The sequence below is a fragment of the Hydrogenophaga luteola genome, assembly GCF_042648585.1.
In the GTDB taxonomy this organism is placed as follows: domain Bacteria; phylum Pseudomonadota; class Gammaproteobacteria; order Burkholderiales; family Burkholderiaceae_C; genus Hydrogenophaga; species Hydrogenophaga luteola.
This window is the reverse complement of record NZ_JBHRXX010000002.1, coordinates 476616-493999: the sequence shown is the minus strand read 5'-3', so window position 1 is coordinate 493999 and position 17384 is coordinate 476616. Positions and strand designations below refer to the sequence as shown.

Genomic DNA, 17384 nt, shown 5'->3' with positions numbered 1-17384 from the left:
GACCTGTATGGACCTCAAACAACTCGAATACTTCGTGCGCGTGGCCGAGCTGGGCAGCTTCACCCGGGCTGCGCTGGCGCTGGACGTGGCGCAACCGGCCCTCTCGCGCCAGGTGCGCCTGCTGGAGGTCGAACTCCGGCAGAACCTGCTGATCCGCAACGGCCGCGGCGCCACGCCCACCGACGCCGGCAAGCTGCTGCTGGAGCACGGCCGCGGCATCCTGCACCAGGTGGAGCGTGCCCGCGAAGAGCTGGGCCGGGTGCGCGGTGCGCTGGCCGGGCGCGTGGCCATCGGCCTGCCGCCCAGCCTGGCGCGCGTGATGACCGTGCCCCTGACGCGCGCCTTCCGGGCGCAGCTGCCCGAGGCCAGCCTGTCGATCAGCGAAGGTCTCTCGGCCACCATGCAGGAGTGGCTGCACACCGGCAGGCTGGACATCGCCGTGCTCTACAACGCCACGCCGGCGCCCGACATCGAGATCGCGCCGCTGATGGAAGAGGAACTGATGCTGGTGCAGCCGCGCCCGCCCGGCCTGGCCGAAGAACCGCCGCCACCGCCCGTGCCCCTGGCCGAGGTGGCCGCGCTGCCGCTGGTGATTCCAAGCCGGCCCAACGCGCTGCGCATGCACGTCGAGGCCGAGATGGCTGCCATCGGTCTGAGGCCTGTTGTGGCGCTGGAGATCGATGGCGTCTCGGCCATCCTCGACCTGGTGGCCGATGGTGCCGGCGCCGCCCTGCTCTCGCGCCAGGCGGTGATCTCCTCAATCCGCCCCTCGGCCTACCGCATGCGCCCGGTTGAACCAAGGCTGCGCACCCGCGTGAGCCTGGCCACCAGCTCGCAACGCCCGGCCACGCTGACGCAACGCGCCGCGCTGGACCTCATCGCCCAGGTGCGCGCCGACCTGGGACTCTGAGCCGGTGGTTCAGCCCAGCCAGCCGGCGCTGTGGCGCAGCAGCCAGAGCAGGCCGCTGAGCGTGAAGAACGAGGCCATGGTGGCCACCAGCAGCGCCGCCGAGGCCAGACCTTCGTGGCCTTGGCGCTGGGCCAGGATGGTATAGATGCCCATGATCGGCATGGCGCCGGTCAGCAGCAGTGCCACCTTCAGCTGCGGATCACCGATTGGCACCAACCAGGTCATCACCGCCAGCAGGCACAGTGGGTGCAGCAGCAGCTTGCCGATGCCGATCTGGGCGACGGCGCTGCGCACCCCCTGCAGCTGCAGGCCTACCAGGCTGCCCCCGATCACGAACAGCGAGAGCGCGCTGCTCGCCTGCGCGAACAGCGTGACGGTGCGTGAGACGGGCGATGGCATCGGGATGCCGAGCGCCGACACCCCGAAGCCCGCTACGATGGCGATGATCAACGGGTTGCGCACCAGGCCCTGCAGGGTCTGCAGCACCAACTTGCGCCAGTGCCCGGCCTCGTGGCGCTCCATGTCGGCCAGCGCCAGCAGGATGGGGATGATCAGCAGGTTCTCGACCACCATGTTCAGCGCCAGCGCGACGCCAGCCACCGGAGCACCCAGTGTCAGCAGCAGCACCGGGTAGCCCACGTAGCCGCTGTTGGGGCAGGACATGCCCATGGCCATGATGGCCGAACGGCCCATGCCCTCGCGCCCGACCTTGCGGTACCAGAGCACGGCCGCGGACAGCAGGATCAGGCTGCCCAGCGCATAGGCAGCCAGGTAAGGGCCATTGAAGATTTCGCCCACGCTGCGCTGCGACAGCGCGTTGAACAGCAACGCGGGCAGCGCCAGGTTGATGACGAATTTTCCGAACACGCGCATGTCGGCGCGGTCGAACAGCCCGCCGCGTGTGGCCAGGTAGCCGAGGGCGATGCAGAGATAGATCGGGCCGGTGATGGCCAGGATGTCGAGCATGCGGCTTCAGACCTTGTCATCGTTGGCGGCGAGCAACCGGTCCGCGTAGTCCTTCCAGGGCGCGTTCTGGCCGAGGTCGGCGAAAAGCCCAACGCGCGCCCGCCCGGCCATCCAGTCGTGCTTGAGCGCAATGGCCGACGCCATGAATGGCTCGAAGCCGGCCTCGCGCACGGTGTGGGCCACCTCGCGCATCTCCTCGGCTCGGCGCTTGCCGTGCTGCGCCACGCGGCTGAAGAAGTAGGCGCCCTGCTTCGTCCAGTCGATGCCCGGGAAGGTTTCCTGCAGCGTGGCGATCATCGCGTCCTCGACGCCGTAGTGCCGCGCGGTGGCGTAGCTTTCGATCACCAGCGCCTCCAGCCCCTTGATCATCACGCTGCGGCACATCTTGGTGGCCGAGGCGATGCCCAGCCGTTCGCTCGCCACCTTCGCGTCCATGCCCAGCGCCGCCAGCACCGGCTGCAGGCGCGCGGCGTGCGCACCACCCAGCAGCATGGGCACGCGGATGCCGTAGGGCGGCACCGAGGTCATGACGCCCGCCTCGACGTAGTGGGCGCCGGCCGCGTCGATCAGCGCCGCGGCCTTCTGCTTGGTGCCCGGCGAGGCGGAGTTCAGATCGAGGAACACGGTGCCGGGCCGGATGTGCGGCGCCACCGCCTCGGCCACCGCCAGCGTGTTGCTCGCGGTCACGGCGGAAATCACCAGCGTGGCCTGCGCGCACAGCGCGGCCGCGCTCTCGCAGGCGACGACACCGGCCGCCGCCGCATGCGCCAGCGGCTCATCGCGCAGGGCCGGGTCCGCGAACTTCAGGTCCCAGGCGCCGGTCCAGGCCGCCTGGTCCTTGAGGCCCGACGTGAACACACGCCCCACCTCGCCATAGCCGATCAGGCCGATGCGCAAGTCACTCATGCTGTCCTCACTGTTTGGGGATACCGGCCTTCTCGATCACCGCGCCCCAGCGCTTGATGTCCGAAGCGAGCAGCGCCGCGGCCTCGTCGGGCGTGCTGGGGTCGGCGTCGATGTTCAGGTCGGCCAGCTTCTTCTTCACCTCGGGCTTGGCCAGCGCAGCGACGATGTCCTTGTGCAGGCGGTCGATCACCGGGCGCGGCGTCTTGCCGGGCACGGCCAGCGCATTCCAGGACGAGGCCTGGAAGTCCTTGACACCCTGCTCCACCGCGGTGGGCACCTCGGGCAGGATGCTCGAGCGCTTCTTGCCGGTGACGGCCAGCGCGCGGAAGGCGCCGGCCTTGATCTGCGTCAGCGTGGGCCCCAGGATCTCCACGCCCACGTCCACCTGCTTGCCGCGCAGCGCGCCGACCAGTTCGGGCGTGGCCTTGAACGGCACGACCTGCGCGTCGATGCCGGCGCTGGACTTGAACAGCTCGGCCGCCAGGTTCTGCGTGCTGCCGATGTTGATGCTGCCGATGTTGAGCTTGTTGGGGTTGGCCTTGGCGAAGGCGACCAGCTCGCCCAGGGTCTTGAACGGCGACTCGGCCGGCACCACCACCACCAGGTCGAAGGTGCCCAGTGTGGAGACCGGTGCCAAGTCTTTCAGCGTGTCGTAGGGCAGGCTTTTGAACAGGCTGGCCGTGACGGCCGTGCCGTTGGACATCAGGAACATCGTGTGCCCGTCGGGTTCCGCGCGCGCCACCGTTTCGGCCGCCACCACGCCGCCCGCGCCGGGACGGTTCTCGATGGTGACCGGCTGGCCCAGCGAGGCGCTCAGTTCGGCGCCGACGATGCGGGCCGTGAGGTCGCCCGCGCCACCGGCCGCGAACGGCACCACGATGCGCAGCGGCTTGCTGGGGAACGCCTGTGCCTGTGCGGTAGACACGACACCCAGCGCGGACAGCGCCAGGGCCGATGCCAGCAGGCCACGGCGCAGCGGTGAAACGGAACGGCTCATGGAAGTCTCCTTTTGTGGTGGGTCGGTCGGGAACGAGGGTCAATGTACCCAGCAGCAAAAAGGCCCGCAATTGCTTGCGGGCCCTTTCAGCTATGCAGGGTCGTGATGGCTGGCGAAGGACATCACAGGCGCAACACGAACAGCGTGATCGAGGGGAACGCCACCAGGATGGCGGTGCGCACGAAGTCGCTGGTCACGAAAGGCAGGATGGCGCGGTAGGTGTGGGTGATGGGCGTGTCCTTGGCCATCGAGTTGATGACGAACAGGTTCATGCCCACCGGTGGCGTGATCAGCCCCACCTCCACCACGATCAGCACCAGGATGCCGAACCAGATGGCCAGCTCTTCGGGCGGGAGGCCGAAGTCCAGCGCCATGATGATGGGGAAGAACACCGGGATGGTCAGCAGGATCATGGACAGCGAGTCCATGAAGCAGCCCAGGATCACATACAGCACCAGGATGGCGACCAGCACCAGGATCGGGCTCAGGCCCCAGCCGGCCACCGCGCCTGCGGCTTCCTGCGGCAGCTGCGACAGAGCCAGGAAGGTGTTGTAGAGGCCGGCGCCGAGCACGATCATGAAGATCATGCCGGTGGCCACGGCAGTGCCCAGCACCGAGTCCAGCAGGGTCTTGCGGTTCAGGCCGCCGCTGGCCCACGCCGCGATGCCGGTGCAGAACGCGCCGATGGCCGCGCCCTCGGTGGGCGTGAAGATGCCGGTGTAGATGCCGCCGACCACCACGACGAAGATCGCGATCACGGGCCAGGTGGCCACGGTGGCGGCGATGCGCTCCTTCATCGGCATGGGCGGCATGGTGCCCATCTCTTGGGGCTTGAGGCGCGCATAGATGGCGATGGTGATCATGTAGCCGATGGCCGCCAGGATGCCGGGCACGAAGGCGGCCAGGAACAGTTTGGCGATGTTCTGCTCGGTCAGGATGGCGTAGATCACCAGCACCACCGAGGGCGGAATCAGGATGCCCAGGGTGCCGCCGGCGGCCAGGCAGGCGGTGGAAATGCCGCCGGCGTAACCGGCGCGCTTGAGTTCGGGCAGGGCCACCTGGCCCATGGTGGCCGCGGTGGCCAGCGAAGAACCGCAGATGGCGCCGAAGCCGGCACAGGCACCCACCGCCGCCATCGCCACGCCGCCCTTGCGGTGGCCGATCCAGGCCTCGGCCGCCTTGAACAGCGCGCGGGAGAGCCCGCCCAGCGCCGCGAACTGCCCCATCAGCAGGAACAGCGGGATCACCGACAGGTTGTAGTTGGAGAAGGTGGTGAACGTGACCTGCTTGAGCTGGTTCAGGATCGGGTCGGCATTGCCGTAGATGACCCAGGAACCGCCCAGGCCGCACAGCAGCATGGACAGGCCGATCGGCACGCGCACGAAGATCAGCAGCAGCAGGAAGGGGAAGGACCAGAGGGCCAGTTGGATGTTGCTCATGATGCTCAGGCTCTCGGTCTCAGTGGCTGACGTTGGTTTCGACGGTCCAGCCCTTGGGCTCGGAGGCCAGCCCCAGGCGGGTCAGGGTCTTGGCGACGTAGCAGATGCAGCCGATCACCGCACCCACCAGGCAGAAGGCATAGGCCCACCAGATCGGCATCTGCAGGATGAAGGTGGTCTCCAGGTACTCCTTCTTCTCCAGCATGCCTTCCCAGAGTTTCCAGGTCAGCACCAGCCAGACCAGCAGCATGGCCACGTCGCTGAACAGGTCCACGGCCTTCTTGAACAAGTTGGGCATGTGCATGTAGAGCAGGTCCACCGTGGCGTGGCCGCCGCGCAGGTAGCACCAGGGCAGGAAGTAGAAGATGGCGATGCCCACGCCCACCTCGACCAGCTCGAAGTCGCCGGGCACCGGCCCCAGACCCAGCCCGATCAGGGCTCGCCCCGCCACACTGGCGACCACCATCAGCGTCAGCGCCACCAGCACGATCCCGCCGACGATGGCGGTCCAGTTGGCCAGGCGGTATATGAAAGAAATCATCCTCGGGTCCTTTGTTGTCTTGAGCGCCACGGGGCGCCCATTGTCTCTCACACGGGTCTGCGCACGCCCAGTAGGCGGCGCGCGAGACTCTATCCCATCATTTCACATGGGTAAACAGATTTCTCAATGAGAAACCGAAAACCAGGAAATCCGCTTCTTATTTGTTGTGCTTTGCCACCAGGGCGCGGGCCTCGGCGGCCAGCTTCGCGCCGTCGATGCCCTTGCCCTTCACTTCTGCCACCCAGTCGGACTCGACCACCGACGCGGTACGGCGCCAGCGCTGAGTCTCGGCCACATCGAGCGCCACCAGGTTGTTGCCCGCCTTCTGCGCCATGGCCAGGCCGACCTTGTCGGCCTCGTCCATGGTGCGACCGAAGGCGGCGGCCAGCTCAATGCCCGAGTTGTTGTCGATCACCTTCTTCAGGTCGGCCGGCAACTTGTCGTAGGACGCGCGGTTCATCACGAGGGCAAAAGTCTGGGTGAAAAGGCCCTCCTTGCCGGCAAAACTGGTGTGGTTCTTCACCAGCTCGGGGAGCTTGATGGAGGGCGCCACTTCCCAGGGCACGGTCGCCCCGTCGATCACGCCCTTGGACAGGGCCTCGGTGACGGCCGGCACCGGCATGCCCACCGGCGTGGCGCCCAGCTTGACCAGCATGTTGTTGATGATGCGCGAGCCGCCACGGATCTTCATGCCGCGCAGGCTCTCCAGCCCCGCCACCGGCTGCTTGGTGTGGAACAGGCCGGGGCCGTGGGTGTGGGCCGCCAGCAGCTTGACCGACTTGAATTCGTCGGCAGCGTTCTTCTCCACGTACTCGTGGAAGGCGCGCGAGCACTTCTCGGGGCCGCCGCTGCACATGAAAGGCAGCTCGAACACCTCGGACTTGTTGAAGCGGCCCGGGGTGTAGCCCAGCACCGTCCAGGTGATGTCGGCCACGCCGTCGCGCGCCTGATCGAAGAGCTGGGGCGGCGAGCCGCCCATCTGCATGGCGTGGAAGTCCTGGATCTTGATGCGGCCACCCGACTCGGCCTCGATCTTGCGGGCCCAGGGGATGATGGCCTTGGCCGGGATGGCGGCCTGCGGGGGCAGGAACTGGTGCAGACGCAGGGTGATGGTCTGGGCCTGGGCCAGACCGGAGAAACCGAGGGAAGCCAGCGCGATCAGCGCGCCGCGGCGAAGCAAGTTCATGAAAACGAAGTCCAGGGGAAAGGGTGAAACTCAGTCGGCGACTTCCGGAGCCCGGAAGAACGGCTGCACTGTGCGCGCTTTGCGACCTATTGAAAAGCAGCAGGTGCGACTTTCAGCTATGCCGGTTTGCTCTGTACCAAATGGTTAATTTCACCCCGCACCGCCGGGTGTGCGCCCCTGCGGCCCCTGAACAAAAAACCGCCCCCGAAGGGGCGGCCGTCAGAAGCTCAAGCTCCGGCTTACTTGTTGTACTTCGCGATCAGCGCGCGTGCCTCGGACGCCAGCTTGGCGCCATCAATGCCCTTGGCCTTCACCTCGTTGACCCAGTCGGTCTCCACCGTCGAGGCGGTGCGCTTCCAGCGCTGCACCTCGGCCAGTTCCAGCTCGGTGATCTTGTTGCCGGCCTTGACGGCAATCTCGCGCCCGGCCTTGTCGCCGTCGTCCATGGCCTTGCCGAACAGGGCGGCGGCCACCTGACCAGAGTTGTCGTCGATCACCTTCTTCAGGTCCGGCGGCAGCTTCTCGTAGGACGCCTTGTTCATCGAGAACGCAAAGGTCTGGGTGTACAGGCCTTCCTTGCCAGCGAAGGTGGTGTGGTTCTTCACCAGCTCGGTCACCTTCAGCGAGGGCGTCACTTCCCAGGGGATGGTGGTGCCGTCGATCACACCCTTGGACAGGGCCTCGGTCACCGCGGGCACCGGCATGCCCACCGGCGTAGCACCAAGCTTGGTCAGCATGTTGTTGATAATGCGCGAGCCGCCGCGGATCTTCATGCCGCGCAGCGACTCCAGCCCCACCACCGGCTGCTTGGTGTGGAACAGGCCCGGGCCGTGGGTGTGCACCGCGATCAGCTTGACGTCCTTGAACTCGTCGGCCGCGAACTTCTCGACGTATTCCTGGATGGCCCTGGACGAGGCCTCGGCCGAGCTGCTCATGAACGGCAGTTCGAACACTTCGGTCTTGGGAAAGCGCCCCGGCGTGTAGCCCAGCACGGTCCAGGTGAGGTCGACCACACCGTCCTTGGCCTGGTCGAACAGCTGCGGCGGCGCGCCACCGAGCTGCATGGCGTGGAACAGCTGCACCTTGATCTTGCCGCCGGACTCCGCCTCGACCTTCTGCGCCCAGGGCACGATGGCCTTGGCGGGAATGGTGGCCTGCGGCGGCAGCATCTGGTGCAGGCGCAGCGTCACAGTCTGGGCCATCGCGGTGCCGGCCGTCGCCAGGGCGGCCACCGCGCCAAGGGTGGCCAGGGCGGTGCGACGGGGAATGAGCTTCATGGGTGTCTCCTTGGGTTGAAAAACGGGATGGATGGGTTCAGCGGCGGCGCCGGATCATGCGGATCGCCGGCATATTGCCGGCCAGTGGTTCGGAAGGGTGCGCGGCCAGCACCTCGGCCAGGTTGCGGCGCGCCAGCCGCGAGTGCTCGCGCATGATGGACTCGGCGCGTGTGCCCTCGCGCTGCTCGATGGCGTCCAGCACCTGGCGGTGCTGGTCCTGCGCGACGATGAGCATGTCGCGCGCGCGGGTGGACTGCGCCTGCAGCAGCACGAAGCCCGAGGGCGACGCGAACGGCAGGCTCGCGGCACGTTCCAGCTGGCGCGTGATGGTGGGGCTGTCGGCCAGCTCGTAGAGCAGCGTGTGGAAGTGGCTGTTGAGGGCGACGTAGGCGGAGAACGCCTCGTCGTCCAGCTTGGGAGCGGTCAGCAGCGCGTCGATGCGGTCCAGGCATTGCCGCGCCTCGGCCAGCACCACCAGGGGGGCGCCGCGTTCGGCCGCCAGCCGGGCCAGCAGGCCTTCGAGCGTGCCGCGCAGTTCGATGGCGTCGGCCACATCGCGTTCGGAAAAGCTCTGCACCACATAGCCGCCGCTGGGCAGGGCTTCGAGCAGGCCCTCCTGCTCCAGCCGCACCAGCGCAGCGCGGATCGGGGTGCGCGACATGCCCAGCCGCTCGACGATGGCCAGCTCCGCAATGCGGGTGCCACCAGCCAGTTCACCCGAGAGGATCAGCTCGCGCAGTTGCAGCAGCGCGCGCACCTGGGCGGTCTCGGACGATCCGCTGGGGGTGGAGGCGAGCGCCGCATCGGCTTGATGGTCCTGGACCGTGTTCATGGATACCCAATGTATACAGAAACCCGAAAAAATCCCTCAGAGAGAACCCGATATCAGGGAAATCCATGAGTCTCTGTATCCAGACACAGCACCGATGTGTTGGCTACGATGCCGTTGGCAACCACCACACGGAGACACCATGAGCACCCGCATCCCGTTCCGTGCCGACCATGTCGGCTCTTTCCTGCGCCCGGCCTACCTGCTCGAAGCGCGCGACCAGTTTTTCAACAAGAAGTCGATCACCGCCGAGCAGCTGCGCGCCGTGGAAGACAAGGCGATCACCGAGATCGTGAAATTCCAGGCCGACGTGGGCCTGCAGTCGATCACCGACGGCGAGTTCCGCCGCACCTACTTCCACATCGACTTCCTGGAGCAGCTCGGTGGCGTCAAGACCGACATCCCGGTCACCATCGTTCGGCCCGACGGCACCGAGGAACTGGCACCGCCGGTGATCCGCGTGATCGACAAGGTGCGCCACGCCAAGAACATCCAGCTGGCCGACTTTCAGTACCTGAAAGGCCAGGTGGAAGCGCTGGGCATCACCGGCCTGGTGCCCAAGGTCACCATCCCCTCGCCCACCATGCTGCACTTCCGCGGCGGTCGCGCCGGCATCAGCAAAGAGGCCTACCCCGAGCTGGACCCGGTGTTCTACGACGACGTGGCCAAGGCCTACGGCGACGAGCTGCAGAGCCTGGCCGACGCGGGCTGCACCTATGTGCAGATGGACGACACCAACATGGCCTACCTGTGCGACGAGAAGATGCGCGAGGCGGCGCGCCAGCGTGGTGACGACCCCAACGAGCTGCCGCACCGCTACGCGGCCTTCATCAACAAGGTGGTGGCGCACAAGCCGGCCGGCATGACGCTGTGCATGCACCTGTGCCGCGGCAACTTCAAGAGCACCCACGCGGCGGCCGGCAACTACGAGCCGGTGGCCGAGGCCCTGCTCTCGGAGATGCACCTGGACGCCTACTTCATGGAGTACGACGATGACCGCTCGGGCGACTTCCGCCCGCTGCGTTTCCTCAAGCCCGGCAAGACCGTGGTGCTGGGCCTGGTCACCACCAAGTTCGGCCAGCTCGAAAGCAAGGACGACCTCAAGCGCCGCATCGCCGAGGCCGCGCAGTACGCACCGCTGGACCAGCTGGCGCTCAGCCCGCAGTGCGGTTTCTCGTCCACCGTGCACGGCAACAACATCGCAGTGGAAGACCAGCGCAGGAAGCTCGAGCTGGTGGTGGAAGCCGCCCGCGAGGTCTGGGGAAGCCTCTGACCGCAAAAAGAAACCGCCGTGAGGCGGTTTCTTTTTTTACTTCGAGTACTTGGCCATGGACGCCTTGGCTTCCGACAGCAGCTTCGCGCCATCGATGCCCTTGCCCTTGACCTCGTTGATCCAGTCGGACTCGACGGTCGAGGCGGTGCGCCGCCAGCGCTGCACTTCGGCAAGCTCCAGCTCGGTGATCTTGTTGCCGCCCTTGAGCGCGATCTCGCGACCGACCTTGTCACCCTCGTCCATGGCCTTGCCGAAGAACGCCGCGGTCTCGATGCCCGAGTTGTTGTCGATCACCTTCTTCAGGTCGGCCGGCAGCTTCTCGTAAGCCGACTTGTTCATCGACAGCGCGAAGGTGGTGACGTAGAGGCCATTGCCTCCGGCAAAGGTGGTGTGGTTCTTCACCAGCTCGTTCACCTTGAGCGACGGGCCCACTTCCCAGGGAATCGTGGTGCCGTCCAGCACGCCCTTGGACAAAGCTTCGGTCACCGCCGGCACCGGCATGCCCACCGGCGTGGCGCCGAGCTTGACCAGCATGTTGTTGACGATGCGCGTGCCGCCGCGGATCTTCATGCCGCGCAGCGACTCCAGCCCCACCACGGGCTGCTTGGTGTGCAGCAGGCCAGGGCCGTGGGTGTGGACCGTCAGCAGCTTGACATCCTTGAACTCGTCCATGGCGTTCTTCTGCACGTACTCAAACAGCGCCTTGGACGAGGCCTCCGACGACAGGCCGGTCAGGAAAGGCAGCTCGAAGACCTCGGTCTTCATGAAGCGACCCGGTGTGTAGCCCAGCACCGTCCAGGTGATGTCGGCCACGCCGTCACGCGCCTGGTCGTACAACTGCGGCGGCGTGCCGCCCAGCTGCATGGCACTGAACATCTGGATCTTGATGCGGCCGTTGGACTCGGTCTCGATCTTCTTGATCCAGGGCGTGATGGCCTTGGCCGGGATGGTGCCCTGCGGCGGCAGGAACTGGTGCAGGCGCAGCGTCACTTCCTGGGCGAACGCGCCCATGCTGGTGGCAGCGGCCAGCGCCACGCCGGCCAGTTTGAACTTCCATGGGGACATGGTCTTGTCTCCTTCTTGAGAGGATGGATGGTTGAAAAGAAACGGAAAACGGATCAGGCCAGGCCCAGCAGGCGCACGGCATTGCCCTTGAGGATCCCGGGCATCACCTCAGGCTTGAAGCCGGCCACCTCGAAGTCCTTCATCCAGCGCTCGGGTGTGATCAGCGGGTAGTCGCTGCCGAACAGGATGCGGTCCTTGAGCAGGGTGTTGGCGTACTGCACCAGTTGCTTGGGGAAGTACTTGGGGCTCCAGCCCGAGAGGTCGATCCACACGTTGGGCTTGTGCGTGGCCACCGACAGCGCCTCGTCCTGCCAGGGGAAGCTGGGGTGCGCCATCACGATCTGCATGTCGGGCCAGTCGATGGCCACATCGTCCAGGTGCATGGGGTTGCTGTACTCCAGCCGCAGGCCGCCGCCGCAGCGCATGCCGCTGCCGATGCCGCTGTGGCCGGTGTGGAAGATGGCCGGCATCTTGTGCTCGTTGATCACCTCGTAGATCGGCCAGGCCATCTTGTCGTAGGGGTGGTAGCCCTGCACCGTGGGGTGGAACTTGAAGCCTTTGACGCCCTCTTCCTTGATCAGGCGTTCCGCCTCGCGCGCGCCCATCTTGCCCTTGTGCGGGTCGATGCTGGCGAACGCCATCATCATGTCGCTGTTCTCGCGCGCAGCCTGGGCGATCTCTTCATTGGGAATGCGGCGGCGGCCCAGCTTGGACTCGCTGTCCACGGTAAACATCACCAGGCCGATCTTGCGCTCGCGGTAGTAGGCGATGGTCTCGGCGATGGTGGGCCGGCGGTTGCTGCCGAAGTACTTGTCGGCAGCGCGGTCGTACTCTTCGCCGTAGTTGTCGAACGGGTTCCAGCAGCTCACTTCGGCGTGGGTGTGGATGTCGATCGCGATCAGGTTCTGGTGGTCCATCATGGTCTCCTTGTGAAGATGGCACTAGGGTAAATACGGGGGTCTATGTTGCGGGGTACTGCTTGATTTGGTTATTGTTTATAACAATAATTCCACCACCCAACAAGCTCCAAAACCCGAACCACCATGACCACCCAACACCCCGACCTGAGCGTGCAGCTGCACGGCGAGCAACAGGAAATCGCCATCGTCACCCTGACCCGTCCGGCCAAGCGCAACGCGCTCAACGACGGTCTGATCCTGGCGATCCGCGATGCGTTCCAGAACCTGCCCGCCAGCGTGAAGGCGGCGGTGATCGACGGTGAGGGCGAGCACTTCTGCGCCGGGCTGGACCTGTCCGAGCTGAGCGAGCGCGACGCAGCCGAAGGTGTGTTCCATTCGCGCATGTGGCACGCGGCGCTGGACTGCGTGGAGAAGGGCACCGTGCCCGTGATCGCCGCGCTGCACGGTGCGGTGGTGGGCGGCGGCCTGGAGCTGGCCAGCGCCTGCCACATCCGTGTGGCCGACGAGACCACTTTCTACGCCCTGCCCGAAGGCACGCGCGGCATCTTCGTCGGCGGCGGTGGCGCGGTGCGCGTGCCCAAGCTGATCGGCGCCGCCCGCATGACCGACATGATGCTGACGGGCCGCGTCTACAACGCCGCCGACGGCGAGCGCGTGGGTCTGGCGCAGTATCTCGTGCCCACCGGCACGGCGCGCGACAAGGCCATCGAGCTGGCCACGCGCATCGCCACCAACGCCCGCATGACCAACTTCGCGCTCATGCACGCCCTGCCTCGCATCGCCGAACAGCCGACCGACCATGGCCTGTTCACCGAAGCCCTGATGGCCTCGATTGCGCAGTCGGCACCGGAAGCCAAGGCGCGGGTTCGTGCCTTCCTCGAAGGCAAGGCGGCCAAAGTCAAGAAAGCCGATTGACCGAGCAGGCGCCGTACAAAAGAACCGTGGAGACAACATGAGCACAGCGAAATACCGCCCCCTGAAATTCGGCGTCACCCGCGCCACCCTGCGCGACGGCGAGACCGGCGTGCACTACCTGCGCGCCGACCAGGACCTGGGCCCCTACCCCGAGCGCCTGACCGACCGTCTGGTGCACTGGGCCAAAGAGCGCCCCGACCAGACCCTGTTCGCGCGCCGCGTCAAGAACGCCGACGGCAGCAGCGGCGACTGGACGCACATCAGCTTCGCGCAGGCGCTGGACGCCGCCCGACGCATCGGCCAGGGCCTGGTCAACCGCGGCCTCTCGGCCGAGCGCCCGGTGCTGATCCTGAGCGAGAACGACCTCGAACACGCCCTGCTCGCGCTGGGCTGCCTGTACGCCGGCATCCCGTACTGCCCGACCTCGCCCGCCTACTCGCTGGTCAGCCAGGACTACGACAAGCTCAAGCACGTCATCAAGACGCTCACTCCGGGCATGGTGTTCGCCAGCGACGCGCTGCGCTACAGCCGCGCCATGCTCGCGACCGTGGCAGAGGATGTGGAGCTGGTCTGCACGAACGGCACCGTGCCGGGCCGCGACACGACCTCTTTCGCCGCCCTGATGGCCACCGAGCCGGCTCCGGCCATTGACGCCGCGATGGCCGCCACCGGCCCCGACACCATCACCAAGTTCCTGTTCACCTCCGGCTCCACCAAGCTGCCCAAGGCGGTGATCAACACCCAGCGCATGTGGTGCGCCAACCAGGCCCAGATGACGGCCTCGATGCCGGTGCTGGCCGAGAAGCCGCTGGTGCTGGTGGACTGGCTGCCCTGGAACCACACCTTCGGCGGCAACCACAACTTCGGCATGGTGATCTACCACGGCGGCACGATGTACATCGACGACGGCAAGCCCACGCCGGCGCTGATGCACGAGACACTGCGCAACCTGCGCGAAATCTCGCCGACGGTGTACTTCAACGTGCCCACCGGTTTCGAGGCGATCGCCAACGCGATGAAAACCGACGACCTGCTGCGCAAGACGCTGCTGGCCAAGGTCAACATGTTCTTCTACGCGGGTGCCGCCCTGGCCCAGCCGATCTGGGACAGCCTGTTCGAGAGCGCCGAGCGCGAGGTGGGCGAGCGCATCGTCATGGGCACGGGCCTGGGCATGACCGAGTCCGGCCCCTTCGGCATCTTCGTCACCAGCCCCAACGTGAACGCTGGCGACCTCGGTTTGCCGACGCCGGGTCTCGAGCTCAAGCTGGTGGACATGCAGGGCAAGACCGAGGTGCGCTACAAGGGCCCGAACATCACGCCCGGGTACTGGCGCCAGCCCGCGGAGACGGCCGAGGCCTTCGACGAAGAAGGCTTCTTCAAGACCGGTGACGCGGTGAAGTGGATCGACGAGACCGACGTGCACCAGGGCCTGAAGTTCGACGGCCGCATCGCCGAGGACTTCAAGCTCGCCACCGGCACCTTCGTCAGCGTCGGCCCGCTGCGCGGCAAGATCATCGCGGCCGGCGCGCCCTACATCCAGGACGTGGTGCTCACCGGTCTGAACATGAAGGAGGTCGGTGCCATGGTGTTCCCGACCGCGGCCGTGCGCCAGCTCTCGGGGCTGCCGGCCGATGCCTCGATGCACGACGTGCTGGACACCCCCGGTGTGCTGGCGCAGTTCCAGAAGATCGTGGACGAGCTGGCGAAAAACGCCACCGGCTCGGCCAACCGCATCGCGCGCCTGTGCCTGCTGGCCGACCCGCCCACCATCGACCGCGGCGAGATCACCGACAAGGGCTCGATCAACCAGCGCGCCGTGCTCACACACCGCGCCGACACCGTCGCCAAGCTGCACAGCGATGAGCTGCGCTACATCATCAAACCGACCGCCTGAACAGGAGCACTTCCATGAACATCCAAGGACACGCCGCCCTCGTCACCGGCGGTGGCTCCGGCCTCGGCGAGGCCACGGCCCGCGAACTCGCCCGTCTGGGCGCCAAGGTCGCGGTGCTCGACCTGAACCTGGAGAACGCACAGCGCGTGGCGGCCGACATCGGCGGCGTGGCGGTGCCCTGCAACGTCTCGGACGAGGCCAGCATGCAGGCCGCCATCGAGACCGCCTCTGCGGCCCATGGCCCGGCGCGCATCCTGATGCAGATCGCCGGCATCGGCAGCGCCAAGCGCGTGGTCGGCAAGGACGGCAACGCCGCCCCGCTGGCCGACTTTGCCCGCGTCATCAACGTCAACCTGATCGGCACCTACAACGCGGCCCGCCTGTTCGCCGCCGCCTGCGCGAAGCTGGAACCGCTGGAAGACGGCGAACGCGGTGTGATGGTGTTCACAGCCAGCGTGGCCGCCTTCGACGGCCAGGTGGGCCAGCAGGCCTACAGCGCATCCAAGGCCGGCGTGGTCGGCATGACGCTGCCGATGGCGCGCGACCTCGCGCAGCACGGCATTCGCGTCTGCACCATCGCCCCCGGCCTGTTTGCCACACCGCTGATGAAGGAGCTGCCCGAGCCGGTGCAGGAGTCGCTGGCCAAGAGCATCCCCTTCCCCAACCGCCTGGGCAAGCCGGAGGAGTTCGCGCAACTGGCGACCCACATCGTGAGCAATGGCCACCTCAACGGCGAGGTCATCCGCCTCGACGGCGCGCTCAGAATGGCTCCCCGCTGATGAGCAAAGTCGTCGTCTACGAGGTGGAGGTGATGTTCGGCGACTGCGATCCCGCCGGCATCGTCTTCTTCCCCAACTTCAGCAAGTGGATGGACGCCTCGTCGCTGAACTTCTTCGTGAAGTGCGGCGTGCCGCCCTGGCGCGAGCTGCAGAAAACGACCGGGATCATCGGCACGCCGCTGCTGGAGATCCACACGAAGTTCTTCAAGCCAGCCACCTATGGCGAGCGCCTGCAGGTCCACACCAGCGTCACCGAGTGGCGCGAGAAGGTGTTGATCCACAAACACCTTGTCAAACGCGGTGACGACCTGCTGTGCGAAGGCGAAGAAACCCGCGCCTTCTGCATGCGCGATCCGGCCAACCCGGACCGCATCAAGGCCGTCCCGATACCGCCCGACATCCGGGCTCTGTGCACCTGATTCCGAAACCCTCGCAGAAGGGTCCGCTTTTTCAACCACCACCACCGGAGACAACACCATGAGCATTGCCCGCCGTCAGTTCATCCAGGCGTCCGCCGCCTCCACCCTGCTGGCCAGTCTTGGCATTCAGAGCGCCCACGCCCAGGGGCTCGAACAGGTCAAGATCGTCAACGGTTTTCCCGCCGGCGGCAGCGCCGACGTGACCAGCCGCCGCATTGGCGACAAGCTGGGCGGCAGCGCCTACACCAAGAACGCCGCGGTGGTGGAGAACAAGACCGGCGCAGCCGGCCGCATCGCCGTGGAGTCGGTGAAGAATGCCGCGCCCGACGGCGCCACGCTGCTGCTCACGCCGTATTCAATGATGTCGATCTACCCGCACATCTACAAGCAGCTGAGCTACGACCCGTTCAAGGACCTGGTGCCGGTGGCCATGGCCTCGATGCTGGCGCATGGTCTGGCGGTCGGCCCGATGGTGCCGGCCTCGGTGAAGACGGTGAAGGACTACCTGGCCTGGTGCAAGGCCAACCCCAACCTGGCCAACTACGGCTCGCCGGCCGCAGGCTCCACGCCGCACTTCCTGGGCGCGCTGCTGGGCATCGAAGCCGGCGTCGAACTCAAGCACGTGCCCTACCGCGGCTCCATTCCGGGCATCACCGACGTGATCGGTGGTGCGCTCGCCTCGATGTTCACGCCGCACGGCGACTTCCTGCCCAACCACAAGGCCGGCAAGCTGCGCATCATCGCCACCTCCGGCAAGCAGCGCTCGACCTTCGTGCCCGACGTGCCCACCTTCGCCGAGCAGGGCTTCCCGGATCTGGTGGTCGAGGAGTGGTTCGGCTTCTATGCACCCGCCAAGACGCCGGCCGCCGTGGTCACCTCCGCCAACCAGGCCATCAACGCCGCGCTCAAGGAAAAGACCGTCATCGACAGCCTGGCCCTCTCGGCCATGGTGCCGGTGGGTGGCTCGCCCGAAGACATGGCCAAGAGCATGAAGTACTACTACGACTTCTGGGGCCCGCTGGTCAAGAAAATCGGTTTCACCGCCGAGTCCTGATCCGCTCTGTCCGC

17 protein-coding genes are annotated in these 17384 nt (G+C 66.6%); 7 read left to right on the top strand and 10 right to left on the bottom strand.

Going from position 1 to position 17384, the window contains the following annotated elements:
* Positions 1-7 precede the first annotated feature (7 nt).
* A complete protein-coding gene (locus ACFOPI_RS06145; RefSeq protein WP_382172153.1) occupies positions 8-910 on the top strand; it encodes a LysR substrate-binding domain-containing protein in 903 nt (300 codons plus the stop codon).
* Between the two features lie 9 nt (positions 911-919).
* On the opposite strand, the gene ACFOPI_RS06140 is transcribed toward ACFOPI_RS06145, so the two are convergent.
* From ACFOPI_RS06140 to ACFOPI_RS06105, 8 genes are all read right to left on the bottom strand, one after another.
* Positions 920-1876 carry an AEC family transporter gene (locus ACFOPI_RS06140; RefSeq protein WP_382172151.1) on the bottom strand — a complete coding sequence of 319 codons (957 nt, stop codon included), beginning with the start codon at positions 1874-1876 and terminating at the stop codon, positions 920-922.
* A gap of 6 nt (positions 1877-1882) precedes the next feature.
* Positions 1883-2782, bottom strand: a complete 900-nt coding sequence (locus ACFOPI_RS06135) for an NAD(P)-dependent oxidoreductase (RefSeq protein WP_382172149.1) — start codon at positions 2780-2782, stop codon at positions 1883-1885.
* A gap of 7 nt (positions 2783-2789) precedes the next feature.
* Positions 2790-3779, bottom strand: a complete 990-nt coding sequence (locus ACFOPI_RS06130; protein WP_382172147.1) for a Bug family tripartite tricarboxylate transporter substrate binding protein — start codon at positions 3777-3779, stop codon at positions 2790-2792.
* Between the two features lie 122 nt (positions 3780-3901).
* Entirely contained in the window at positions 3902-5218 is a 1317-nt protein-coding gene (locus ACFOPI_RS06125; protein ID WP_382172145.1) for a TRAP transporter large permease, read from the bottom strand.
* A 19-nt stretch (positions 5219-5237) separates the two neighbouring features.
* A complete protein-coding gene (locus ACFOPI_RS06120) occupies positions 5238-5759 on the bottom strand; it encodes a TRAP transporter small permease (RefSeq protein ID WP_382172143.1) in 522 nt (173 codons plus the stop codon).
* Between the two features lie 157 nt (positions 5760-5916).
* On the bottom strand, positions 5917-6945 hold the full coding sequence (locus ACFOPI_RS06115; RefSeq protein ID WP_382172141.1) for a TRAP transporter substrate-binding protein: 1029 nt from the start codon (positions 6943-6945) through the stop codon (positions 5917-5919).
* Positions 6946-7184: 239 nt separating this feature from the next.
* Entirely contained in the window at positions 7185-8222 is a 1038-nt protein-coding gene (locus ACFOPI_RS06110; RefSeq protein WP_382172139.1) for a TRAP transporter substrate-binding protein, read from the bottom strand.
* Positions 8223-8259: 37 nt separating this feature from the next.
* Entirely contained in the window at positions 8260-9054 is a 795-nt protein-coding gene (locus ACFOPI_RS06105; RefSeq protein WP_382172137.1) for a GntR family transcriptional regulator, read from the bottom strand.
* 139 nt (positions 9055-9193) lie between these two features.
* Between ACFOPI_RS06105 and ACFOPI_RS06100 the strand changes: the two genes are divergently transcribed.
* Positions 9194-10324 carry a 5-methyltetrahydropteroyltriglutamate--homocysteine S-methyltransferase gene (locus ACFOPI_RS06100; protein WP_382172136.1) on the top strand — a complete coding sequence of 377 codons (1131 nt, stop codon included), beginning with the start codon at positions 9194-9196 and terminating at the stop codon, positions 10322-10324.
* A 36-nt stretch (positions 10325-10360) separates the two neighbouring features.
* Here ACFOPI_RS06100 and ACFOPI_RS06095 read toward each other — a convergent pair whose 3' ends face one another.
* On the bottom strand, positions 10361-11389 hold the full coding sequence (locus tag ACFOPI_RS06095; RefSeq protein ID WP_382172134.1) for a TRAP transporter substrate-binding protein: 1029 nt from the start codon (positions 11387-11389) through the stop codon (positions 10361-10363).
* 53 nt (positions 11390-11442) lie between these two features.
* Positions 11443-12306, bottom strand: coding sequence for an amidohydrolase family protein (locus tag ACFOPI_RS06090; RefSeq protein ID WP_382172132.1), 864 nt, complete (start codon positions 12304-12306; stop codon positions 11443-11445).
* A 126-nt stretch (positions 12307-12432) separates the two neighbouring features.
* Here ACFOPI_RS06090 and ACFOPI_RS06085 point away from each other — a divergent pair, with 126 nt between their 5' ends.
* The 5 genes from ACFOPI_RS06085 to ACFOPI_RS06065 are packed head-to-tail and all read left to right on the top strand — an operon-like array spanning position 12433 to position 17370.
* Positions 12433-13224 carry a crotonase/enoyl-CoA hydratase family protein gene (locus ACFOPI_RS06085; RefSeq protein ID WP_382172130.1) on the top strand — a complete coding sequence of 264 codons (792 nt, stop codon included), beginning with the start codon at positions 12433-12435 and terminating at the stop codon, positions 13222-13224.
* Positions 13225-13261: 37 nt separating this feature from the next.
* A complete protein-coding gene (locus ACFOPI_RS06080; protein ID WP_382172128.1) occupies positions 13262-15118 on the top strand; it encodes a feruloyl-CoA synthase in 1857 nt (618 codons plus the stop codon).
* A gap of 14 nt (positions 15119-15132) precedes the next feature.
* Positions 15133-15897, top strand: coding sequence for an SDR family NAD(P)-dependent oxidoreductase (locus tag ACFOPI_RS06075; RefSeq protein ID WP_382172126.1), 765 nt, complete (start codon positions 15133-15135; stop codon positions 15895-15897).
* Positions 15897-16316, top strand: a complete 420-nt coding sequence (locus tag ACFOPI_RS06070; protein WP_382172124.1) for an acyl-CoA thioesterase — start codon at positions 15897-15899, stop codon at positions 16314-16316. The genes ACFOPI_RS06075 and ACFOPI_RS06070 overlap by 1 nt, the downstream gene beginning before the upstream one ends.
* Positions 16317-16374: 58 nt before the next feature.
* Positions 16375-17370, top strand: a complete 996-nt coding sequence (locus ACFOPI_RS06065; protein WP_382172122.1) for a Bug family tripartite tricarboxylate transporter substrate binding protein — start codon at positions 16375-16377, stop codon at positions 17368-17370.
* Positions 17371-17384 lie beyond the last annotated feature (14 nt).